The 22,335-nt window shown below is 29.7% G+C and carries 18 protein-coding genes, 1 pseudogene and 3 CRISPR repeat arrays; all 19 genes and pseudogenes read right to left on the reverse strand.

Features of this window, described 5'->3' with window-relative positions; translation table 11 throughout:
• Positions 1 to 9: 9 nt before the first annotated feature.
• Positions 10 to 2,391 carry a DEAD/DEAH box helicase family protein gene (locus SYNTR_RS05800; protein WP_156203637.1) on the reverse strand — a complete coding sequence of 794 codons (2,382 nt, stop codon included), beginning with the start codon at positions 2,389 to 2,391 and terminating at the stop codon, positions 10 to 12.
• A gap of 49 nt (positions 2,392 to 2,440) precedes the next feature.
• Positions 2,441 to 2,809, reverse strand: coding sequence for an HIT family protein (locus tag SYNTR_RS05805; RefSeq protein ID WP_156203638.1), 369 nt, complete (start codon positions 2,807 to 2,809; stop codon positions 2,441 to 2,443).
• Between the two features lie 172 nt (positions 2,810 to 2,981).
• Positions 2,982 to 3,341: direct repeats of the CRISPR family, unit length 30 nt; unit sequence GTTTCAATTCCTTATAGGTACGCTAAAAAC.
• 221 nt (positions 3,342 to 3,562) lie between these two features.
• Positions 3,563 to 4,369: a tetratricopeptide repeat protein gene (locus tag SYNTR_RS05810; protein WP_156203639.1), complete on the reverse strand. Its 807-nt coding sequence runs from the start codon at positions 4,367 to 4,369 to the stop codon at positions 3,563 to 3,565.
• Between the two features lie 188 nt (positions 4,370 to 4,557).
• Entirely contained in the window at positions 4,558 to 4,938 is a 381-nt protein-coding gene (csx15, locus tag SYNTR_RS05815; protein WP_156203640.1) for a CRISPR-associated protein Csx15, read from the reverse strand.
• A 4-nt stretch (positions 4,939 to 4,942) separates the two neighbouring features.
• Positions 4,943 to 5,758 (reverse strand): WYL domain-containing protein, encoded by an 816-nt coding sequence (locus SYNTR_RS05820; RefSeq protein ID WP_156203641.1) that lies wholly within the window; start codon positions 5,756 to 5,758, stop codon positions 4,943 to 4,945.
• A gap of 587 nt (positions 5,759 to 6,345) precedes the next feature.
• Positions 6,346 to 6,636: direct repeats of the CRISPR family, unit length 30 nt; unit sequence GTTTCAATTCCTTATAGGTACGCTAAAAAC.
• A gap of 164 nt (positions 6,637 to 6,800) precedes the next feature.
• The gene (csx2, locus tag SYNTR_RS05825) at positions 6,801 to 9,302 is read right to left on the reverse strand and encodes a TIGR02221 family CRISPR-associated protein (protein ID WP_156203642.1); all 2,502 of its coding nucleotides are present in this window, start codon (positions 9,300 to 9,302) and stop codon (positions 6,801 to 6,803) included.
• A 20-nt stretch (positions 9,303 to 9,322) separates the two neighbouring features.
• Positions 9,323 to 9,841 carry a hypothetical protein gene (locus SYNTR_RS05830; protein WP_156203643.1) on the reverse strand — a complete coding sequence of 173 codons (519 nt, stop codon included), beginning with the start codon at positions 9,839 to 9,841 and terminating at the stop codon, positions 9,323 to 9,325.
• 14 nt (positions 9,842 to 9,855) lie between these two features.
• A complete protein-coding gene (locus SYNTR_RS05835) occupies positions 9,856 to 10,965 on the reverse strand; it encodes an RAMP superfamily CRISPR-associated protein (protein ID WP_156203644.1) in 1,110 nt (369 codons plus the stop codon).
• A 1-nt stretch (position 10,966) separates the two neighbouring features.
• Positions 10,967 to 11,809, reverse strand: coding sequence for a type III CRISPR-associated RAMP protein Csx7 (gene csx7 / locus SYNTR_RS05840; protein ID WP_197079034.1), 843 nt, complete (start codon positions 11,807 to 11,809; stop codon positions 10,967 to 10,969).
• Between the two features lie 2 nt (positions 11,810 to 11,811).
• On the reverse strand, positions 11,812 to 12,720 hold the full coding sequence (gene csx7, locus SYNTR_RS05845) for a type III CRISPR-associated RAMP protein Csx7 (RefSeq protein ID WP_156203646.1): 909 nt from the start codon (positions 12,718 to 12,720) through the stop codon (positions 11,812 to 11,814).
• A complete protein-coding gene (locus tag SYNTR_RS05850) occupies positions 12,720 to 13,214 on the reverse strand; it encodes a hypothetical protein (protein ID WP_156203647.1) in 495 nt (164 codons plus the stop codon). Before SYNTR_RS05850 ends, csx7 (SYNTR_RS05845) begins: the two co-directional genes overlap by 1 nt.
• Positions 13,215 to 13,219: 5 nt before the next feature.
• On the reverse strand, positions 13,220 to 14,443 hold the full coding sequence (locus SYNTR_RS05855) for a hypothetical protein (RefSeq protein WP_156203648.1): 1,224 nt from the start codon (positions 14,441 to 14,443) through the stop codon (positions 13,220 to 13,222).
• Positions 14,440 to 15,102 (reverse strand): RAMP superfamily CRISPR-associated protein, encoded by a 663-nt coding sequence (locus SYNTR_RS05860; RefSeq protein ID WP_197079035.1) that lies wholly within the window; start codon positions 15,100 to 15,102, stop codon positions 14,440 to 14,442. The genes SYNTR_RS05855 and SYNTR_RS05860 overlap by 4 nt, the downstream gene beginning before the upstream one ends.
• A complete protein-coding gene (locus SYNTR_RS05865; RefSeq protein ID WP_156203650.1) occupies positions 15,092 to 17,233 on the reverse strand; it encodes a Cas10/Cmr2 second palm domain-containing protein in 2,142 nt (713 codons plus the stop codon). Before SYNTR_RS05865 ends, SYNTR_RS05860 begins: the two co-directional genes overlap by 11 nt.
• Positions 17,234 to 17,694: 461 nt before the next feature.
• Positions 17,695 to 18,699 carry a DUF697 domain-containing protein gene (locus tag SYNTR_RS05870; RefSeq protein ID WP_156203651.1) on the reverse strand — a complete coding sequence of 335 codons (1,005 nt, stop codon included), beginning with the start codon at positions 18,697 to 18,699 and terminating at the stop codon, positions 17,695 to 17,697.
• Between the two features lie 32 nt (positions 18,700 to 18,731).
• A complete protein-coding gene (locus tag SYNTR_RS05875; RefSeq protein ID WP_156203652.1) occupies positions 18,732 to 19,049 on the reverse strand; it encodes a DUF2314 domain-containing protein in 318 nt (105 codons plus the stop codon).
• Positions 19,050 to 19,302: 253 nt separating this feature from the next.
• Positions 19,303 to 20,386: a CRISPR direct-repeat array (repeat unit 30 nt; unit sequence GTTTCAATTCCTTATAGGTACGCTAAAAAC).
• A 160-nt stretch (positions 20,387 to 20,546) separates the two neighbouring features.
• Positions 20,547 to 20,810 (reverse strand): annotated as a pseudogene (gene cas2 / locus SYNTR_RS05880) (CRISPR-associated endonuclease Cas2).
• A 4-nt stretch (positions 20,811 to 20,814) separates the two neighbouring features.
• Positions 20,815 to 21,807, reverse strand: coding sequence for a type I-B CRISPR-associated endonuclease Cas1b (gene cas1b, locus SYNTR_RS05885; RefSeq protein ID WP_156203653.1), 993 nt, complete (start codon positions 21,805 to 21,807; stop codon positions 20,815 to 20,817).
• Positions 21,808 to 21,824: 17 nt separating this feature from the next.
• A complete protein-coding gene (gene cas4 / locus SYNTR_RS05890; RefSeq protein ID WP_156203654.1) occupies positions 21,825 to 22,322 on the reverse strand; it encodes a CRISPR-associated protein Cas4 in 498 nt (165 codons plus the stop codon).
• Positions 22,323 to 22,335 lie beyond the last annotated feature (13 nt).

Consider the following 22,335-nt stretch of genomic DNA (forward strand, 5'->3'; position numbering starts at 1 on the left):
TTTAATGTGCTAAATAACAGCCATTACCCTTTTAAGAGCAGAGTTTAATTCTTTATCAATACACTCTATATAATTTCTTTTTAAGTTCTCTAAATGACATAATTCAAAAAAAGTAGCAGTTTTATATATTTGCCAAGGTTGTAGTTGATAATGATTTAAGAAATTACTTAATGTAAGAGGCTTATTTGTTTCATGTTTGTAGTTTCTAATCATTTTCCTTAAGTTGTTTTTATTGGCATAGGTTTGTTTAATATTATTTAATATATATTCTTTTGCTTTCTTTTCAAGCTGTACAAAACATCCTTTGGGTAAGGTTGGAAATTCATTTTCTATTTCTTCCTCAATAGAGTTTTCAGTTTTTCCTACTACACTTCTTAATTTACTTCTAAAATTAAATTCTTTATTTGCTTGTCCCACAAAATCAAGAACAGTTAGAACATCTTTATTTTCAGTTATTCTTAGTCCTCTACCTAATTGCTGAATAAACACTGTAGAGGACTCTGTAGGCCTTAAAAATAGTACCGTATTTATTTCTGGAATATCTATCCCTTCATTATATAAATCTACTACAAAAATAAACTTAATTTCTCCCTTAATTAATTGTGTTTGAGCATTGTTTCTTTCCTCTAGTGAAGAATCTGAATCAAGATTAATAGAAAGAATGTTTTTCTTATTAAAATACATACTCATATATTTCGCATGATCTTTACTAACACAAAATCCTAAACCTCTAACAGCAGCAATGTCATTAATATATTTATCTAAAGACCTAATAATAAGGTTCGCCCGCATATCGTTTCCAGTAAAAACATTACTTAACTCAGATATATCATATTTTCCTCTAACCCAATTTATTGAATCCAAATCTACGCTATCTGTTACACCGAAATAGTGGAAAGGACATAGAAGACCTCTATCAATAGCTTCATGAAGCCTGACTTCATACGCTATTCTGTTATTAAAATATTTTAAAATATCTTCTCCATCCATTCTCTCTGGTGTAGCTGTAAGACCTAGAAGTATATCTGGTTTAAAATGATTTAAAATCCTATCATAGGAATCTGCAGTACCGTGATGAGTTTCATCAAGTATAATAAAGTCAAAATAATCTTCATTAAATTTTTTATATTTTGAGTCTGCATTTAATGTTTGAATTGATGCAAATAAATAATTATCAGAACTTGGGCTATGTTCTCCTACCCACAAGTCCCCAAAGTTTTGGTCTTTTAAAATTGTTCTAAAGGTCATTATACTTTGCTGCAAAATTTCTTTTCTATGAGCTAAAAAAAGGAGTCTACAATTAGGATTTTTCTTGTAGTACTCCTTGAAATCAAATGCTGACACCACCGTTTTCCCTGTACCAGTTGCAGCTACTATTAGGTTTTTCCTAGAGTTAAACACCTTTCTTTCAACCTCTAACTTATCTAATATTTCCTGTTGATAAGCATAAGGTCTGATATCAAATGTAATTCTAATTTCATCTGTAGTAGTTTCTTGACTCAATGATTGTTTAAGGAGCTTGGTATCATTTACATTATTTATATCAAAGGTCATAAAATCTTTTGCATTCCAATAGGTTTCAAAAGTTATTCTATACTTTTCTATTACTTCTTTTGATGTATACTCAGATATTTTCATATTCCATTCAGTACCTTCTGTAAGGGCAGCCTTAGATAAATTTGAAGAACCTATATATGCAGTACTAAACCCTGTTTCCCGATGAAAATAATATGCCTTGGCATGAAGCCTAGTTCTTTGTGTATCATAAGATATCCTGATTTCTGTATTAGGTAGCTCAGCTAACATCTTTATTGCCTTAAAATCTGTTGCCCCCATATAAGAAGTAGTTAAAACTCTCAGCTTTTTGGTTTTCGTATGCTCTATTAAGGAATTCATAATAAGCCTTAATCCACTATACTTGATAAACGATACTAATAAATCTACCCTGTCAGCTGTGGCTATTTCTTTATTAATTTCACTATATACAGTAGGTTCTACATGAGAACCAGTGAATAGTGAACTTTTAGATATAGAGGTTATAGGTTGTATTTCCTTAATATCCTTATTAATAATCTCCTTATCAAATACACCTCTTAATAGATGGTTTTCATTTATTTTATAATTCTTAAACTCTTCATCATCTATATATTCAGCAAAGGAATTAATTATTTTATTGGCTATTTCTACTTGTTTTAATACATCTTCTTTAGATGATTTATAGTAATTTAGTCCTTTTTTAAATATATAGCTTAAATATGTAGTTAAAATTAAATTAGCATCTGTATAGTCAATTATTTCTTTATATATTTCTACATCATTTATATTCTTTTTTATCTCTTCATTCAACTCTTCGTTTATGACCTGTTCATATAGTCCCTTCTTAAGGTTCATTTAGACCCCCACTTCCTGAAAAACATATATTTATTAAATCCACATTCTTTTAATATATCCTCTTCTCCGGTATTACTCCCCTAACTCCACCAGTAGGATTATCTAAATCTCCTTTATACCTTGGAATTAAGTGTACGTGTACATGAAAAATAGTTTGTCCTGCATCTTCGCCACAATTAATTCCAATGTTATATGCATCAGGTTTATATTTTTCATCTAGTAGTTTTCTACTTTCCATAATTAGTTTATCTATAGCCTGTCTTTCTTCTATTGTAGTATCAAAGTAATCAGCAACATGTCTTTTAGGAATTATTAGCATGTGACCAGGATTAACTGGGTATTTATCATATATAGCAAAAGCTAAATCATTTTCTAAAAATTTTTCTTCTGTATCGCAAAATACACAACTATTATTCATTACACTAATCTCCTTTGGGTAATTAACACCATTATACAATATTAGCCAATTTTTATGGAAGGATAAACCAGAAAAAGAAAAAGCTGAGATTTAATATCTTCAGCTTAATAAATTCATACTCAAAACTTTCATCTTAAGCAAACTAATATTTTGATGTAAATCCCTCTAAAAGGGGCTAATCCCTTATAGGTACGCTAAAAACAAAGAAATGTAGTAAAGCCAGTTAAGGAGGGAAACAAGTTTCAATTCCTTATAGGTACGCTAAAAACTATTCCACGGTTCATTGAATTTAAGTATTTTATTTTTGTTTCAATTCCTTATAGGTACGCTAAAAACTACAAAGTAATAACATCTAAAACCTGTGCTAAATGGTTTCAATTCCTTATAGGTACGCTAAAAACATTCAAACTCTATTCTTTCTTCATTATCCATGTGTAGTTTCAATTCCTTATAGGTACGCTAAAAACTATATCTAGCTACTTCACGAGCTGATGTTGCTAGAGTTTCAATTCCTTATAGGTACGCTAAAAACCCACTAGGGTGAAGAAGAATACATGGTTTTAGCATTTTTGCTTTTCCATGTTAATTTATTCTAATATTTATATTTTTCTTTGTAAAGCCCTATATTACAAGATTTTTATTTGTCGTCGACCCCTGAGGTTTTTTACACTACTGGAGGTCGACGACAAATTTTATGAGTTATATATTAATACATTTTGAAATATCTGCTTCATCAGACAAACTAGTTTTCATTTATTTAAAATAATCATCTTCATCACTTATGTCAGCCCAGTCATCATCTCCATGATAATAGTTGTAATTTTCATCTGAGTTTAGCTCTTTAATTAAATCGTCTAATTCTTCATCATGGTATTCTTCTTCGCAATGCTCTTGTTCCCAATAATCTGATTCTAAATAGAGTTCCTCATCAATAGATTTTTTAATAGGTGTATTACTTTTTTGATTAATTATATTAGGTTTATTTGTATTTTGTTTTTTTTGCTCATCATTCTCTGCTTTGCTTAGTAATACTAATTTATTTAATCCTTCTAACACTAATCCAGATTCAGTCATTTCTAATCCTATTTTTTCATAATTTTTAAATTCTTGTGCTTGTGTATATAATTGCAAAGCTAGTTCTGGTTCATTATTAAGTGAAGCAATACGCGACATTACATTTATAACATATGAATCTTTTCCAAAGTATTTAATCATCTCATTGCAGTATGCTTCTGCTGTACTTACATTACTTAAATCACAATAAACAGCAGCCAAACCAACAAGTGAAACAGGATTTTTTCTAATTCTTAAAACTTTTTCATAAACAATAATGGCTCTTTTTAAATAAGTATTATCTCGAGTTTTTTTATAAAGTTTTCTATAGGTTGCTCCTAATGTATTATAAGGATATATACTGTTAGGGTTAATTGCTATTATATTTTTAAGAGTCTTTGCAACTGCTTTTTGATTATTTGCTTTCTGATAATGTTTAACCTCTTTCCAGGCGATTCTTAGTTCAGCATTATCTTTCTCTTTAAGCAAATAATTTCTTTTATTCATCTTTACTTCACTCCTTCCATAATTCCCCTTATTTTTCATAACCTTTAAAAATGAATAAAGCCAATATAGTTATTTTACTTTACATTACATTTAAAAGTAGGACACAAGTATTACGAAATAAAAAAAATTCGCTTCAAGCGAATTTTTAAAAGATATTCATAATTTACTTTAGTATTATTAATATTAGATTATCGGATCTGTCTTGCTTTTTCTCTTAACTGTTGTAGATTTATTATTTCTGCTACTTCGAAACTAGTTGAAATAACATTACTAATTGGTTTGAAACGAACTATAGCTGGAAAATGTCCAGCAAGTCCATGAATTAGAGAAATTAATGCTGCTGTACTATAATTTAAAGAAGGTGGATTAATCAAGAAAGGTTCTGTTTGCCACTGATGTGATGTAAATCCAACTTCCTTTATTATAGAAAACAACTGCTCTTCTAAATTTTTTTCTATATCAATAAATGTATCTATATCCCTTATCTCAGTTACTTTAATATTTGTAATTTCTTCAATTCTTTTTATATCTTTATCATGCATGGGATGTGAAAAATTTATAATAATCATTAAATTACACCTCTATTTCAAAATTATCATTATATCTATTAATAGCTTGGGTTAAGGAATGTTGGAGTTTTTCTTTAAGACCTTTTGGTTCTATAAGTATAACCCTTGTTCCCCACTCTCTAAGTTTAGCTAAAATATAAACCTCTTCTTCATCGTAGTAATATGTTTCTAAATAAAACTCTTCAGTATCTTCATGCCAAAATACATGGGTATCTAAAAAAGAAAACGAATTAAATAATCTAATATTTTCTGTTGTAAGTCCTGCTGGAATCTTTATAACCATTTTCAAACGTCTTTGTTCTAATTTATTTTCTAATACAATAACATTTTGTAAGAATTCATCTTCTGAACATTTTAATAATACAACTCCCGATATTAGATTTAATGGTGTTCGCATTATAAAAGGAGCATAATCTCCAGTTTCTCTATACCAAAGCAAATACCATTCTCCTCTGGGATAAAAAAATTCTAGTTTATATGGTATTCCTAGTCCTGAAAATTCTTCTTTATTTCTATTTCTATACTTTAGTTCTAACCTATTTCTATTTCTAATAGCTTTAGATAATAATCGATAAATTGTTTTATCTACGGGTTTAACCTTTGGCAATCCTTTTAAGATAACATGTTCTGGTAATATATAATCATCAACATTATTTAATTTATTATTAATTTTTGAAATTGTTGATTCTTCTAAAAATATTTTTGCTTCTTCTTGTTTGAGCATATATTTTAACCAAGTAATTTCCTTATATGTAGGAGGAAATATAATTTCTTCATTAGTATGACTTAACCTATAGTATTTTTCAAATAAATCAGCCATGTTATTACCTCATTTTTTCATGTGATAAACTCTTCTCTTTTTTTAGTTTAATACTCCAAAAATTACTAAAAACCTTCTATATATTTATAATATAAAAAAATCCCGGTCTGTTAGTTTGTAAACTGAACAGCCGGGCTACAGTAATTTTTTAATTTGTTTGTTCATTATATTGTTGTTAAAAACTTCCATATTGCACTTCCTTTCTTATTTTTAGTTAAACCTTATATTATTTTAATTGCATGTATAAACATTAATATTATTGACATCTTTTTCTCACATCCTTTCATAATTTTTGTTGTTACATTTAACGGTAGTATTTTTTTCATCTCTTTCAAAATCTATATTAATAATACGTTTGTTTTGCTTCTTTTTAAAGGACATATCTATTACGAAGGAGGATTTATTTTTTGAGAATGAGTAAGATTGTCAAATTAGAAAATAAAGATATTTAGATAGGTTTTAAAGAAAAGCTTCATAGGAATAGAGGGGGGGTATCAATCTGTACCCCCCTTTTTAAAGTGTCTATCTCCTTATAGGTAAACTAAAAAATATAGTCAAGCCCAATTAATGTTCGATGCCCCACTGGGATTTCAATTCCTTATAGGTACGCTAAAAACGCTTTTGTCAATCGTGCTTGCTGTAACATGATAGGTTTCAATTCCTTATAGGTACGCTAAAAACGATTGTACTCCATTTGTTCTCGATTTAAAGCCAACCTGTTTCAATTCCTTATAGGTACGCTAAAAACCAGGAGAAAGCAGCTATAAAATACTTGAAACGTTAGTTTCAATTCCTTATAGGTACGCTAAAAACTTGTCCAAGTTTTTTTCACATCCCCCCTTGGATGAGTTTCAATTCCTTATAGGTACGCTAAAAACCCACTAGGGTGTAGAAAAATACATGGTTTTAGCATATTTGCTTTTCCATGTTAATTTATTCTAATATTTATATTTTTCTTTGTAAAGCCTATATTATAAGATTTTTATTTGTCGTCGACCCCCGGGGTTTTTTACACTACTGGAGGTCGACGACAAAAATAATGCTATTTTAACTGCATATCATTTTCAGCTTTGTTCAGCAGAATTAAAAAACTATTCCAATCGTCTGTGTTTTTTTCAAATATTATATTATTAAATCTTTTTTGTAACTCTTTTATTTCTTCTTGTTTATCTAAAGAAGCTAGAAATGGATTTTCTCTATAGCCACAGTGGGTTATATCATTACGCAGTTCTTTTAATTGTTTCCAGAAATCGAGTATTTCTATATCCTTTGAGTTTGTTTTTACTAGCTCATTTAATAGATCATTATATTTATCACGGTATTTTTCAATTAAATAGCCTTCACCACTATAATTTGGATTATTAAGAATCAGTTTAGTTATTAACACTTCATGCATATTTGTCACTGCTTGCCAATATTGAGAATGATTTATTAACCATTCAACCAGATAACTATAGCGTTTATCAAATTCATTTTCATTTAGCTTTTCAAATTCATTTTCAAAACGTTCTAAAATTGGTATGTATGGTTTAGCCCATTGCTCTATTTCACTACTCATTTTAGTGTAGTCAATTTTTTCATATAATCCCATAACCTGCTTTAGTTTTTCACTATTATTAAAATTTAGACAGGAACTAATATTTTCTAAGTTATTAGAAACTTTTTTCATTACTTTAGGTGTTAAGTCACTATTCCTCTGGTATGCTAATTGATGTTCATTATTTATTAGTTTTGCTAATAAGTTTTGGTCACCATAATCAATAAAATCATATATTCCTCGAATCCAATCTAGCATTGTTACAAAACGTGTTAAGTCAAATGTAGGAGATATCTTTACCCCATCTTTATCTTTTCTTGCTTCATAAGCTCCATAATAAACTGCTTCTATAACACAATTTTTCACAACTTTTAAATAATAAATTGCAATTAAATTGATAAAAGGAATAGAACGAAAACCATGAGTAATATCAAATATTACCTTACTATTATCTTCTACATTATTAATAATACTAAAAAAGATATCCCATAATTCTTCCTCATTACGACCATCGGGAATATCTACAAAGTTTAGTCTATCGTATTCGGTTAATTCATCTTCTAGTGCTTTTTTATGAATTCTTTTTGCAGCTTCAGTAACTATTATTATAGTTTTATCAGGTTTTAATGCCTGAACTACCACCTTTTGAAACAACTTTGTTTCCACTCTAATATTCTCATCTTTTTTCTTAAATTCATAGGTTGCTACTCCATAGTCAGACGTTCCTAATGTACTTATTAGTATAGTTTTGTCTGTTTCTTTACTTAAATTAATATCTTTTAAGTTATCTGTTTGAGGCTGTTTGTTATTATCTGTTTCTAATAGAGATTTACCTGTTAGTATAGAGGTTAATTTATTCCAATCGTTTTTACCATTTTCATTTATTACTGATTTAAATCTAGCAAATATATTTTCTATAGATTTTTTATCAAAATTAGGAGAACTGTCTTTAAACCCGCAATGTGCTATAGCATTACGATAATCTATTAAATTCCCCCATAAACTAATTATTTTTGGTTCTTTATTATTTTTTTTAAATTCTTCACTTAGTTTATTGGATATTTCTTCACGTTTTTTAAAGTCATATATCTCATTTTCACTAGAACCATATATCTTTATTAAGATTTTTGATATATAAAGTTCACGCATATAACTAAATGCTTGAGCATATTGCTCATGTGTTAACAGCCAATCAATTAAGTTTATAGAGCATTGAGCAAAATCACTGTCTACCATCATAGAAAAATCTTTTTCTATTTTTGCTAACATAGGATATAAGGGTTTAGCCCTTTTTTTTACTTCTGTTTCGATTTCGGTTCTATTGCTTTTTATATTGATACTATACTTAGTTAAAGCATCACTTAATTGCTTACTCCTACTAAAATGTAGACAGAGATCAATCTCTTGTAAATTATCTGCTAATTCATTTAAATATGTAATAGGCTCGTTATTTTGTTTCAAATCAATACTTTTTATTAATTCTACTATAACTTTACTATCACCATATTTTATAAAATCTTCTAGACCTTTTATCCATTCTAATAAATCTGCAAATATACTCAAATCTACAGCAGGAGTTACTGGAACCCCTTTTTCAAAAGCTCCATAATAAACTCCATTAACAGTACAATTCTTAACTGCTCTTACATAAGCTATAAGTAAGGCTATTATCATAGGTATAGAACGGAATGAGTTAGTTATATCAAATACTAGCTCCTCATTTTCACTTATTTCATTTATAAATATAGAAAAGATTTCCCAATACTCTTCTTCATTTTGCCCTTCTGGTATTATAACTGGTTTTATTGGTATATTGGTATCAAGATTTTCTATTAACAATTCCCAATTCTTTTCATATGCTCGATTAGTTAGAAAAACAATTACTTCAGTAGGTTTTTTGGCTTCGATTATAGCTTTTTGAAAAAAGGAAGTTTCTACACTTATTCCGTCAAACTCGTATACAGTTTTCTTATAATCTGTAGTTCCTAATAAACTAATTAACTTCATTATTCTCCACCCCTGTTTTTCTATTTTCGTTCCATTTTTTCTTTTAGGGCTTTGAGTTTGTCAAAATTTGCTTGGTTTAATGTTCCAGATGATTCATTGTTATGATTATTATTAGTTTTATTATTTTTTTCTATTTGTACCTTATTATATAAAGGGATTGTATTCTCTTGTGCTAAGCGTGCTAACCAACCACTGTAGTAGCTTAATTCACTTATACTTGCACCTTGTAGCTCTTTTCTTAAAGTTTTTTTCTTTTTACTTAAACCAAAACCCATTTCTAAAACAGTTTCATATTGTTCTTTAGAGCCTCTACTAGCTTTTATTAAATGGGATTGTGGTATAGTTTGTAATGTTTTTATTATTTCTGATTCTTCAATACCGTCAGGGTTTTCTCTTTTTAATTGCATTAATATAGTATTTATATTTTGAAAAACACCATTGCCAATGTTGTTTTCTCTGCCTCTTTGGTCTATAAAAGTACCAAATCCAGGAGTAGAGATTACTTTTTCAGCTAATTTTAACATTTTTATATTTTGCAAAATTAATCTCCCCCTTAATATGTTTTATTTCCATCACGTATAGGCCAAGGATTACCAGCAGGATTATCCCAGTTTAATATATTACTTAATATATTAATATTTGTTTTTATATCTTTAGGAGCTTTTTCTCTATATTCTTTAGCAAGTGTTGTAAAATCAAGCTCTTCTTTCTTTAAACCATAACGACTTTTAATATCTTCATACTTTTCAAAAGAAAATCTAACACTACCAAAATAAGCTGGTTTACCATAACCTATTTTGGGGGTTATAGCTTTATCTAGTCCAAAAGAGAAAGCTAATAAAGACAGTTCTTCATAACTTAAATTATTTATTATTACACTACCAACAAGTGTTGTTCCCGCAGGTATGAATTCATGAGGAATACCATTTTTTCTTTCTTCTGTTTCTTTAGAATGATAATAAAACTTCCTACCCCGGAATCGGTAGTTTCGGGAGTTATTATTTAATAATTTTAGTTTTTCTAAATATTCTTCTTTGGTACAAGTATTGCATTTATCAAAATCATTACATACTTGACAATAATATAACCTTTCATTTCCATAGCCATTTTCGGGAAAGGGACGTAATCTATTTTTTGGATAGTCCTTTTTAAAAGGGCTTTGTAATTGTGGTAATAATCTGGTTTCTAACTTCACTTCTTCAATAGGTGAAAAATCTTCAAAAATAATTTGCCCTTTATAAGATACATCTCGTGAGCTAAAACCAAATAATCTACAACTTACACAGGCATCTTGTTTTTGGCATACAAATCTATTACTAGATGGTAAAGCTTGATTTAAAAACCTTTTTGGTGGTTGAGGAGCACATGAATATGATACTGATTCTGTAATACTGCGAATAGCCCCCTTAATGCCGGAACCGGGAATATAAACTCTATTATTTAACTCTGCAGTCATAACAGTAAAATCATTTTTATTATCTTCAAATCGGTATTTGCCCTGCGAAACATGGACTGGACTTAAGGTTTCCATTTTTAAAAACAATTTGCCGCTATATCTGTCTGGATGTATTTTATTATGACCTATGTATTTTTCACTTTCCTTTTTTTCAAGTAGTGGAACAAATGCATACGGTTTTTCTGATAAAATGGTACCTTTACTCATGTTACCCACCTACCTTTGTTAGGCTTTTACTTACATCTACTTCATAAAGAGGACTGCCTTCTTCTAATAGTTCTTCCCAGCCATTTAGATTAGAAGTAAAATAATAAGCCTCTTTTTTATAGTCTAATTTTCCTCCTATATCTTCCTTTTCTCTACCTAGTAAAAAACCCTCTTTATTAGAACGATAATCTCTGATTTTTATCTTAATATCTGATACAGTGACTCTACCCATTCCACGTGTAGTGCCACCACCAATTCCATATAATCCATCATCTAAATCTTTTATAGCCCAAAGACTTAGTTTTAATTGTTTTAGTTCATAATTAGTCAAAAATATAGAAACATTAAAAACAGCACTCTCTACTACTTCTTGGTCATATAAAGCACCCTGTTGAGCAGCTCCTGTAATGCGATTTATTCCTACACCTTTTTTTATGCCTGTAATCACTTCACCTATTGGATAAGCATCAGGAAAAGCTATTCTAGAAGCAGTTAAGGTACTACCAAATAATTGGCAAGCAAGGCACATGTTTTCATATTTTTCTTTTGCAGTATTATCACTTAATTCTTTTTGTTTATTTGAACAAGACTGGGAACTATTAGTAACATTACAGGTTACGCCCCCTAATAGATTAATTATTTGTTCACAACGAGTTCTGATTACCCCTTTTAAACTTGCTCCTGGAATATATACACTTTCTTTTCCTCCATAAAAAGATCTAACACATTGCATATCTGGACGATTAGGCTCTAGTACATTTTCTTGACCACTTCGTATAGCTAAAGGGGAAACAGGTTTTATATTAAATGAGATTATGGCTTCATTTTTCAGATCTTTAAACAAGCTTATCTCTCCCTTCCAGCATTAGATTCCAACACTTGTAGTAGTTGTTCAATAGATATATCATTGGCACCAATTTGCTCAACTGCTTTAAGTAAATCATCACGATTGTATGTTTGAGATTCAAGTGGCTTTATATCCACCTTTGCAAGCTCGTGTTCAAATATAAGTTTTTCTTCCTTTATAGTTTTTACTCCAGAATTATTCTCATCTATATATGTTTTTGCAATAACAATATCTTCTAAATGAACTTTGCCTAGACCACGTGTGCTTTTCCCACCTAAAGAAATATCTCCATTAGATAAAGCAAATAAAGCTAACAAAAAGTTATGCCATGTATCATCTTCTAAATTATCTGCAATAGCCTCGAAATGAAAAACAGTTCCAGCAGGTACAGCTTCAAAGTCATATAATAATCCTGATGATGCAGTTTTAGTATCTCGGTCTATAACTACTCCATTACGTGTTTCATAAAAACCAACCCATTTTTCAGTATCAACTGTTAAGTCTCTTAGTTTTACTTTTCCAGCATAGTTGTGATTTCCAAACAATCTACATACAGGACAAAGGCCTGTATATACCTCATAGGCATTTTCTTCAGGACTTTTTTTGTTATTTTCTTTCCATTTTTCCAAACAAGGTTTTTTAACTATATCACATGCATCTGCCCCATCAGGTTTACCCCAATTAGCATTTATAATTCTTTCCATAAATGAACGCCAACTACCTTTTAAAGAAGATGCTGGGATCAAGGGACGTTGTAAGCTATCCTTTATTACTGGACTATCACTAATACTAGGACGAAAACCAGTCTCATCTCCACCAATATGTAATGCCGTATCACACACTAGGTAAGCAGTAATCTTATATCGATTGTGGAATTGATTTAGCAAATAGTGTATATTTTCACCCATTATCGTTTACCTCCTCTGCCTTTTGGATTAGATTCTTTTTTCCCTTGTTGACGATTATTATCTGAATTAACAACATAAGAACCCTGCCAATAAACATAGCCCAAAAAGCGTTGGATTAGTTGATTTTCTATATTTTTTTTATTTATTTCTTCTGGTAAATCTATTTTTTCAACCTGAGTAATAATTTTTTCTATTTTTGACCACAGTACTTCACCCATTACTTTATTCTCACTACCACACACTTTTGCCCAACCTGAATTTTTATCTCTTCCAATTTTATAAAAAATATAAGCCTTTAACTCTAACGCTACTGTCATTTGTAATGATGCTTCTAGTAATGTTCGGAGTTGTGTTATTCCAAATCCTCTACCTTTTATAATGTTATCGATTCCAGAAGTATTAAAAAACTCTTCACATAATTTTAGTAAAAATTCACTTTGCTCATCTATTATTTGTTGTTCTAGTTGTTTTTGTTTAATTTCATTAACTAACATTACAATTAATCCCTCCCTACTGAATACTTAACATGAAAATCATTACATATTATTATTTCCCCACAACCATTTTCTGTGTTTTTGCCTATGCCATTCGACTCTAAATTTACTAGCTTATTAATAAAGGAACCATCAACTAATTCTTTATTAAATGCTAAAACTATAACACTACCTGCTAATGTCCAAATAACTGGTGCAATCATTTTTTCTGCTGTACCCATACGAGTATCCCAACCTCGGCGTATTTCATATTCTCCAATAAAATCTATTAGTTCAAATTCTTCATCTATTTCTATAAGGTTTAATGACTCCTTAATAGAGTTCTTTATAGCTTGCATATATTCATTATTACTATAATATTTATCAGTAGTAATATATTGGTCTAGGTTTAAATCTGCATCACTTTGCAAATCTAGACTTAAATATATTTTATCTTTTGATTTCTTTGTAATTTTTTTATTAAAAGCATTTATTCTCTCTTTTAAATTGCTAATTACATCAGTGTTATCAGTATAATAATCAATAATTCTACATTTACCTAATCCAGCACGTGTATATGCTCCAAACCTTAAAACATCAAAAGGAATTTTTAAACTCTGTTCATTTAAAGCAATATTTTCTGGTATATCCCATGTTGTTTCCATTAATAATCTTTGTTCTATACTTTGCCAATCAGCTATTGTATCAATGGAATACAAACGTCCTTGTGCATTAGTGCCTGTTGTAGCATCAATACCACCTTTTGTAATCAGTTGTCGTTTGAACGATTGAGGTGTGTTTTTTTCATTTTTAAACTTTGTTGGTGGGCTTTCTAACCTTTCAGAACAGTCTGGACATACTAGTTTTTCAGCTTGAGTTGCATTTAAGCTTTTATGCAATAAATCAACTGGGCGATGACTACTGTTATACTTACACAGCAAACTTGTTTTAGACCAAGGACTACATCCTTTTGCTTTAATATTAGTCAATTTTATTTGGTCAAAGTTTTTACACCATGAAATATATGTGCATTTTTTACAATACTCACTATTTTTAAATTCTAAAATATTAGTAAATGTATTATCTTCATAATCTAACGCTATACAATTATCAAGAATATGCTGTACTAATGAAGCACGCACAACATTACCCGGAATATATTCTAAAGAACGGATATAGTTGTTATTTTGTTTGCGACCACCAGCTAGCAAAGGGGATAATGCTTCGAAAATAATCTTGACTTTCATCATGCACTTCCCCCTTCACTGATATCATTTATTTCATATTCTTTTTCATTCACAAAAAATCTAGGAGTTATATTTACCCAACCTAAACCCCTAGTTTGATTTCCTCCTAGCGTTCTTATATGTTCAATAGATAAACGGAGTAAGTTAATTTGCTGATCTATACTGACAGTATTTAATCTCAATGAACCTTCAAAACTACCGGCAAAAGCTATAGCCTCACTAGGTGAAAATACCTCTTGATTAAATAAGAGTTTATTACCAGCTACACCCCTTTGTCGCTCTATAGTAACACCCCTTCTAGGCATCATTAAGGAAGCAATATAGCTTTCAGACATGTTATCTAAAACAGGATATAAATTATCAAAATATAAAGCCCCCGGATATGTGTTTCCTGCTGCTCCAAAATATGCGCAGACTATACAATTTTTGCAGGGTTCATTACCATTGACATCATTATTGCAAACCTCAATATCTAAAGCTCTAGCCATTATAGTGGTATTATACCTCATTCTACCTTTTATAGTTGTCCCAGGAACAAATGGAATATTTCTAGCATCCCTTAAAACATAAGAATCCATAATCCCAGCCAAACCTGTACCAGAACTAATACTATATGCTGAATCAAACCTAGCTTCAAGCTCTACTTTTAATCTAGTTGGCATTTTTCTCATCACCTACTTTCGGGCTATCTTCTGTATAACTCCATATTTCTAACATATCACTCCAAGGTGTATATAGAATTTCATCTTTCATTCCTTTTTTGAAAAATGGTTCATCACTAATGAAGTTAAAACCTATTTGTATTTTATTTAATGCACTAACTATACGTTCTCTTTCCTTATTCTTTAATCTCCATACATTATATAAATAATAAAGTTTAAATTCTTCGCGAGTCATTTGGAGTTGTGCCTGCATAAATCTGTATATCAAAGATTTTTTACTCTTTGCCTCATCATTAGTTTCAGATAGTATATGAATTGCATCAGTAAGTGCTTCTGTTTCTAGCCAAGTAAGTGGCATTAAGCCATTACTTTTAAGTAAATTTGCTTTTTCTTTGCGAAGTGAAAGAATATCATCAGTGAAGCTACCACTAGATTCAATAACCATTAAATCTAAAGTGCCATTTTTCTTTTCCTTTTCTCGTAATACTTGTGATCGTTTTTTAGCATTTTTAAGTAAAGCCTTACAGTTATCAAACATGTGAATAAGTGGGAAATTATATCTAGCTATAACCACACCAGCAGAAAGGGTGATAGCTTCTTTATCTGAGGAAAGGTTCCGAAAGCTATCATCAAAGAATTTGCCCATTTGAACAGTTAAGGAGATTGCTCGAGATGCAGGTACATACATTAAAACATCGTCTCCGCCCAAAGCTATTATCTCAGCTTTTAAATCTGGCATAACTAAACTCAATGCTTTATATACAGCTTCTTTAGTGACTTTTTCTGTCTTATCACTAAATGTTTTACTAGCTACTAAATTATCTAGAGACATTACAATTTGTCCCATGTTATTACCATCAGCATATATTAATGCAATATGATTATTATTAGAATCTTGCTTAGCTAAACCTTCTAAATGCTGTGGTAAGTTCAATTCTTTTGGTTTTGGTATAGAGTTCAGTTCACAATAGTAAAAATATTCCTTATAATAACTTTTTCTACCTAGATGGGCACCAGCTAATACTCGATGATAACATGATGAGCAAAGATATTCTTCTTCATCTAATAATCTTTTCTTATATGCTTTGCGCATATTACAGTGAGAACATAATGTATCATCTTTACAAAAACTATAAGAATCAGTAATTTTATCATTTTCATCACTTAATCCTGCATTAATATCATTTAAGTTGTTGTCGTGATGAATAATAGGTATTTTAATCCTCTGTCTTCGTTTTAGTTGTTCTTCTAATTTTGCAAGGGTTCTTCTATATTTTTCCCCTAACCACAACATAGCAATATTAATTGTAATATGTGCTGTACTACACTGAGCTGTAACACTAACCTGTCGGTGTAGAGTTTCAATTTCTTGAGTTAGCCTTTTTCCTTCCCCGGCAGGGACAATTGCTAAAACACTTCCACCACCAGCATAAACTACAGACTCAGGAACAAAGAGGTTTCCGATTAGATGTGGAATTCGTTCACGATTTAGAATATCTAGTATCCGGCTAGCACCTCGAATATTAGGCAATTTATTTGTTTCTAAAAAATACTCTTTAACTTTTACTGCACTATATTTAACTATATCAACCTCATGAAGAAGGTTTTTGCTTTCACTTTTTCCTGTAATACAGTTATCAACTAATGAGGTCATCTGTACTAAGTTATTATCTTTATTTGCAAAATCACCTAGTTCTCCCAAACAATCACTTAATAAAAAATCTCTTATTTTTTCGTCCCATTGCTCTCTATCCGACTTGTTTAATAGAGCATAAACTAAACCTATTCTAATTTGTATCCAATCAATCCATGGCCAAAATATACCTTTTGCTCGTTCTGGTTCTAAAGCTTGTGCAGGAACATCTAGTATCAAATTAATTAATTCAAGCTTAGTATTTTGATTATTGATTAAATCTTTATAACCCTTATGCAAGGAATTAGACTTAATATAGTTTGAAAAATATTGCTTTATTTCATCTTTAATTATTTTTAAATCTTCTTTTTTCAAGTAATAGTTTGTTTTTGTCAATGGATCTTGCCATTTAATTGCTTCATTTGGTATTTGCTTTTCCTTAGCTATTTTTTCGATAATTCCATCACGCTTTAATTTAAACCAATCAATACAATACAAGCACTTCACTCCTTTCGTTTATTTCTAATATTTTTTAAGTTTACTGTATATAATGTTTAATTACCTCTTTATTTTATATCATGGCTTATATTTCCAGTAACTTTGACAATAATGTGCCTTATATAAATAAAAAGTTATATTTATATTGAAGTACAGTAAAAAGAATGAACTGTCCTAAGGCATAACTATTAATAAAACCTAAGTGTTTTACGAGTATGTAATGTCGTAATAAATAGTACAAAAGCAAGTATATGGGTTAATGCTAAGTATATAAAAAACTAATCAATTAATTTATACTGGTATTATGAGATAAATTATTACATGTTATTTGTAACCTACAGGATTGTAGAACAATCATAAAATCACCTGCCCATTATATGACTAATACCATCATGATTCTGCATAATTTCACTAAATCCTGCCAAAAAGTACTAGTAGTCTAATACTTTTTTCCTAAATTGTTATGAGGATTGTTTGTTCTTATTAAAGGAAAATGTATCAGTTACTTTATCCTTAACTTTTCCCATAGCCGATACACACGAATCATAGCTAGAATAAACAAAATCAGATGTCACTTTAGTTGTATTTTTATAAAAGAGTGTAGCTACAGATTTTATAGAATTTGATATTATTGACCCTAACATCTTTGAGGCTTCAGCAGTTGCACCTTTTAATATGGTAATCTTCTCTTCTTGTTTTAATGGCATACTATACTGTTTAGATATAAAACCAACACGCATAACCAAAAATGAATTTATAGCTCCTTGAAAAACTGAATTAGCAAATAAAGCCCCAATAGACCCTGCACTGCCAGCTATTGTTACATATATACCTTCTGTGAAGTTTTCCATAAAAGGTTCTAACTGTGTTTGTACTATTTCAATATCATCCATTTCTGTTACCACTAAAACAGTAGCAAAAACATTAATATATAAGTTTTTCAATTCTTTTATAGAAGGTTTTTGATTATATATAAGAGCAATTTTAGTAGTAAGTTTAATGAGCAAAATAAAAACAACTAAGCCATCGAGTTTTCCATACTGTGATATAGAAGTAAATAAAAATACTTTTTTAGCTGTTTTTTTTATTTCTTCATCAGCTAATTCATCCAATTTTTTCATTGCTATATCTACATTTTCATGAGTTTCTAGATTAAATTCTATTTCTTTTAAATTTTCATTATCTATAAGTCTGTTTTCAATAAGTTGTAAGTAGTTTTTATAATCTTCAGTATCTTGTAATGGTGGTTGTGGTAAAACTTCTGGCATTTGTCGCCATATAGATGCAATATATATAATCAATATTGTAAATAAAGCTATTATTATAACAGTTGAAACAATTCCCAAAATATGATTCATTGCAAAAATGCTTGATATAAAGCTAACAATTTGATTAATAAAGAATATTATGAGTATACCTAAGATCATTAATTTTATTGCTTTTAGAATTGCGTTCCACTTATCCAATCATCACACCTTCTTTTTGTATTAGTTTTATATTAATCTTGTATTAAATAGTCTTCTACATGTCCAAATGGTATTTCTACAATATCTTTCATATCATAATAGGTTATAAGTTTAGGGATGTTTGCTAATCTTCCAATAATACATTCTCTTTTATAATCTATTTCATCTATTAATACCCAAATATGCTCAGACCATTTTTTATCTATAGTAATAAAAGGTGCTTTAATATAGGCATTTTTTGTTTGATAGTTTTCTGATACTTCTTTTAGCCAAATGTCCCTAATTTGTTCTTTCCTATTTAGAATCCTATATAAATTAGTTTTTTCCAGATTATTATCTTCAAATCTCATAGTTTGCTCCTTTCATTTTTTAATAAACAGAAAAAATAAGACCTGATGGGTAGGCTACTTAAAAAACATGGGGTTGTATTTAATTGAAAGAATAAAATTATTTTTAATGAGTGCTTGCATCCTTTATTTTTATGTTATATCTATAATAATTTTTTTTATTTTTATAGAAAAGGACACAACTATTACGAAGGAGATTTTTTAATATGAGAAGTATAAAAAGTTGTTGAAAATATTGGTATTAGACATGACATTAATATAAATTCCTTATAGGTACGCTAAAAACGAAGGAGACGAGTTCGAAATTGATGCCGAAACGTAGTTTCAATTCCTTATAGGTACGCTAAAAACGTTGCTTGGTTTCCGTTCTCTACTGGATTATGAGTCGTTTCAATTCCTTATAGGTACGCTAAAAACCGTTGGTACAACCTTTTTCTCACGTAACCATTTATAAGTTTCAATTCCTTATAGGTACGCTAAAAACTTAAAACAAGTAGTTAAAATTGGCAAAAGAGAATTAAGTTTCAATTCCTTATAGGTACGCTAAAAACCGGAAAACTACAAGGGCATTTAATAGCACTTCAAAGTTTCAATTCCTTATAGGTACGCTAAAAACACCAACCCATTCAAAGAGTTCCTGAGTGGGCAAAGAGTTTCAATTCCTTATAGGTACGCTAAAAACACGTGCTGTGAGGTAACTCTTGCAGCACGGATTATGTTTCAATTCCTTATAGGTACGCTAAAAACATGAAAGGATGATTTTAATGAAATTAATAAATTGGGGTTTCAATTCCTTATAGGTACGCTAAAAACTATGCCATGCTTGTTGATCCGAATGTAGTTCTGGTAGTTTCAATTCCTTATAGGTACGCTAAAAACATAATACAGGTGACATAGGAGCACATCAAGATTTTGGTTTCAATTCCTTATAGGTACGCTAAAAACCTGGCGCGCAATTTGAAATAGTAAAGAGCACTGAGTTTCAATTCCTTATAGGTACGCTAAAAACTTTTAGCACTTAAAAAAGTGCGAGGATAGGAGGAAGTTTCAATTCCTTATAGGTACGCTAAAAACTTACAAAACGGGAGAAGCAACCGCAGAATATAGATGTTTCAATTCCTTATAGGTACGCTAAAAACACCTATCTTGGTCAAGGTAAACTTCTCCGTTTTCGTCGTTTCAATTCCTTATAGGTACGCTAAAAACCTTTCACTGATTTATCTATGTCTTTAGCTATATATTTGTTTCAATTCCTTATAGGTACGCTAAAAACGGGGTTTATTGGGCTAATCATTTTTCTACTATTGGTCGTTTCAATTCCTTATAGGTACGCTAAAAACCCACTAGGGTGTAGAAAAATACATGGTTTTAGCATTTTTGCTTTTCCATGTTAATTTATTCTAATATTTATATTTTTCTTTGTAAAGCCCTATATTATAAGATTTTTATTTGTCGTCGACCCCCGGGTTTTTTTACACTACTGGAGGTCGACGACAAATTTTAGAGGAAGTTGTCTTCTCCTCCTTTTTCTACTCCCATTATTTGCCGTTCTGAGTATTTTGTTGTTCTAAAGGTATAAAATATTACTGAATCATATTATTTATCAATTATTTTTGCTAATTCTATTTTTAATTTTTTAAAACTGCTTTCATTGATATTTCCTTCTAAAACAGAGTTTTGGACCCAGTATAAATATTTGCGTGAAGTTTTTAAAACTTTATTTACTCTTTTTTGCCCTACATCATATACCATTATTACAAAAATAATATCACCACCTTGAAACAAATGGGGTAAAATCTTTTTCGCCCATCAAATGTTTTTCTAATTTGTATAATTCCATTCGTATAATTCTTCGATATGATACTTCTCGACCTAGATCTCTATGTTTTATAGTAGTTCTTAGTTTTTCTTCCCAATTTTCCACAAATATCTTTCTTCCTTTTTCATTCATTAATATACCATTTAGTTTTTTTTCAAAATGTGTTTGCCTTAGCATGTTTTTTGCTAATAATGAAAATATCAATCGGTCAACTAGTATAGGTTTAAATATTTCTGCAATATCTAGGTTTAAAGTAAATCTGCGAAAATTTGTGGTATGTAAAAACCCTATTCGTGGGTCTAGGTGAGTTTTATAGATTTCACTTAATACTGCTGTATAGACTAAGGTGTTTCCAAAGCTAATTAGGGCATTTATTCTATCTTGTGGAGGTCGTCTATTTCTTCCTTCAAAAACAAAATCTTTTTTATCTATTATGGTATTGAACGCAGAATAATATATTTCTCTTATATTACCTTCTAATGCCATTAGTACTTCAGTTTTATCACATTCTTCTATGTTATCTGCTAATGCATTTATTTTTTCTATTTGTTCATTTACTTCTTTACCTCTGTTATTATAGTATTTTAAAACTTCTAGCATATTAGATACTGCCCCTTGAACAATTAACCTAGATATATTCATACGTTTATTATAATCTAGATAATATTCTGCCTGTCTTAATATCATATAACCGGAATTTAGATGTTCTCTAGGATAAAAAGAACCAACATAATATCCATAATTATTTAGAAAATGAAGTATTATTTCTTTTTGACTTAGGTATTCTAAAAACCTTTTGTTTAGACTTACTTCTCCAAATATTATTATTTCTTTAACATCTTCTACTGGTATATATTTTTTACCTTCTGCTCCATCAAAGTATATGGTATTATCTTTACGTTTGAATTCACCATCATTAAAGACATATATTGTTTTTTTCAAGATGTAATCACCATCCTTTATGACCAGCAAAATTCATTATAAGCACAGTTATAACAAAGTTTTATTTTTTTAGCTGAAGGAGCTTTTGTTTCAGCTACTATTTTTTTTATATTGGTAATCGCTTTATTTATCTCCTTTTCATCAACATCTTTTAACTCTATTTCTAATTTGTCTTTTTCTTCTGGAAATAGCAGTTCTCCTTTAGCCTCTATACCCATTTCTTTTAATTGTAAAAGGTAAAATTGCAGTTGTCTTTTTGCACTTTCTATATATTTTGAACTTTTTTTAACTTCCCCTACTATTACTTTATCTCCTTTGGTTTTTATTAAATCGATTTTTGCATTTCCTAAATCTATTTCTTTTTTTTCTCGGTTATATGTATTTTCACTTATTATTCTACCTATACGAATATTTTCATTATCTTGATCAGGAAATAATTGATGAGCTAAAAGCCATACTTGTCTATGACATATGTAGTAATACCAAATATATGTTCCAGTAACCTGAAAATCCATTTTATCACCTCTT

Source organism: Candidatus Syntrophocurvum alkaliphilum, assembly GCF_009734445.1.
GTDB classification, from domain to species: domain Bacteria; phylum Bacillota; class Syntrophomonadia; order Syntrophomonadales; family Syntrophomonadaceae; genus Syntrophocurvum; species Syntrophocurvum alkaliphilum.

Excerpts from the sequence above, each read along its gene's own strand:
- SYNTR_RS05800 (WP_156203637.1), bottom strand. The coding sequence starts at position 2,391 with ATGAACCTTAAGAAGGGACTATATGAACAGGTCATAAACGAAGAGTTG.
- SYNTR_RS05805 (WP_156203638.1), bottom strand. The coding sequence starts at position 2,809 with ATGAATAATAGTTGTGTATTTTGCGATACAGAAGAAAAATTTTTAGAA.
- SYNTR_RS05810 (WP_156203639.1), bottom strand. The coding sequence starts at position 4,369 with ATGAATAAAAGAAATTATTTGCTTAAAGAGAAAGATAATGCTGAACTA.
- csx15 (WP_156203640.1), bottom strand. The coding sequence starts at position 4,938 with ATGATTATTATAAATTTTTCACATCCCATGCATGATAAAGATATAAAA.
- SYNTR_RS05820 (WP_156203641.1), bottom strand. The coding sequence starts at position 5,758 with ATGGCTGATTTATTTGAAAAATACTATAGGTTAAGTCATACTAATGAA.
- csx2 (WP_156203642.1), bottom strand. The coding sequence starts at position 9,302 with ATGAAGTTAATTAGTTTATTAGGAACTACAGATTATAAGAAAACTGTA.
- SYNTR_RS05835 (WP_156203644.1), bottom strand. The coding sequence starts at position 10,965 with ATGAGTAAAGGTACCATTTTATCAGAAAAACCGTATGCATTTGTTCCA.
- csx7 (WP_156203646.1), bottom strand. The coding sequence starts at position 12,720 with ATGGGTGAAAATATACACTATTTGCTAAATCAATTCCACAATCGATAT.
- SYNTR_RS05850 (WP_156203647.1), bottom strand. The coding sequence starts at position 13,214 with ATGTTAGTTAATGAAATTAAACAAAAACAACTAGAACAACAAATAATA.
- SYNTR_RS05855 (WP_156203648.1), bottom strand. The coding sequence starts at position 14,443 with ATGATGAAAGTCAAGATTATTTTCGAAGCATTATCCCCTTTGCTAGCT.
- SYNTR_RS05860 (WP_197079035.1), bottom strand. The coding sequence starts at position 15,102 with ATGCCAACTAGATTAAAAGTAGAGCTTGAAGCTAGGTTTGATTCAGCA.
- SYNTR_RS05875 (WP_156203652.1), bottom strand. The coding sequence starts at position 19,049 with ATGAGATTTGAAGATAATAATCTGGAAAAAACTAATTTATATAGGATT.
- cas4 (WP_156203654.1), bottom strand. The coding sequence starts at position 22,322 with ATGGATTTTCAGGTTACTGGAACATATATTTGGTATTACTACATATGT.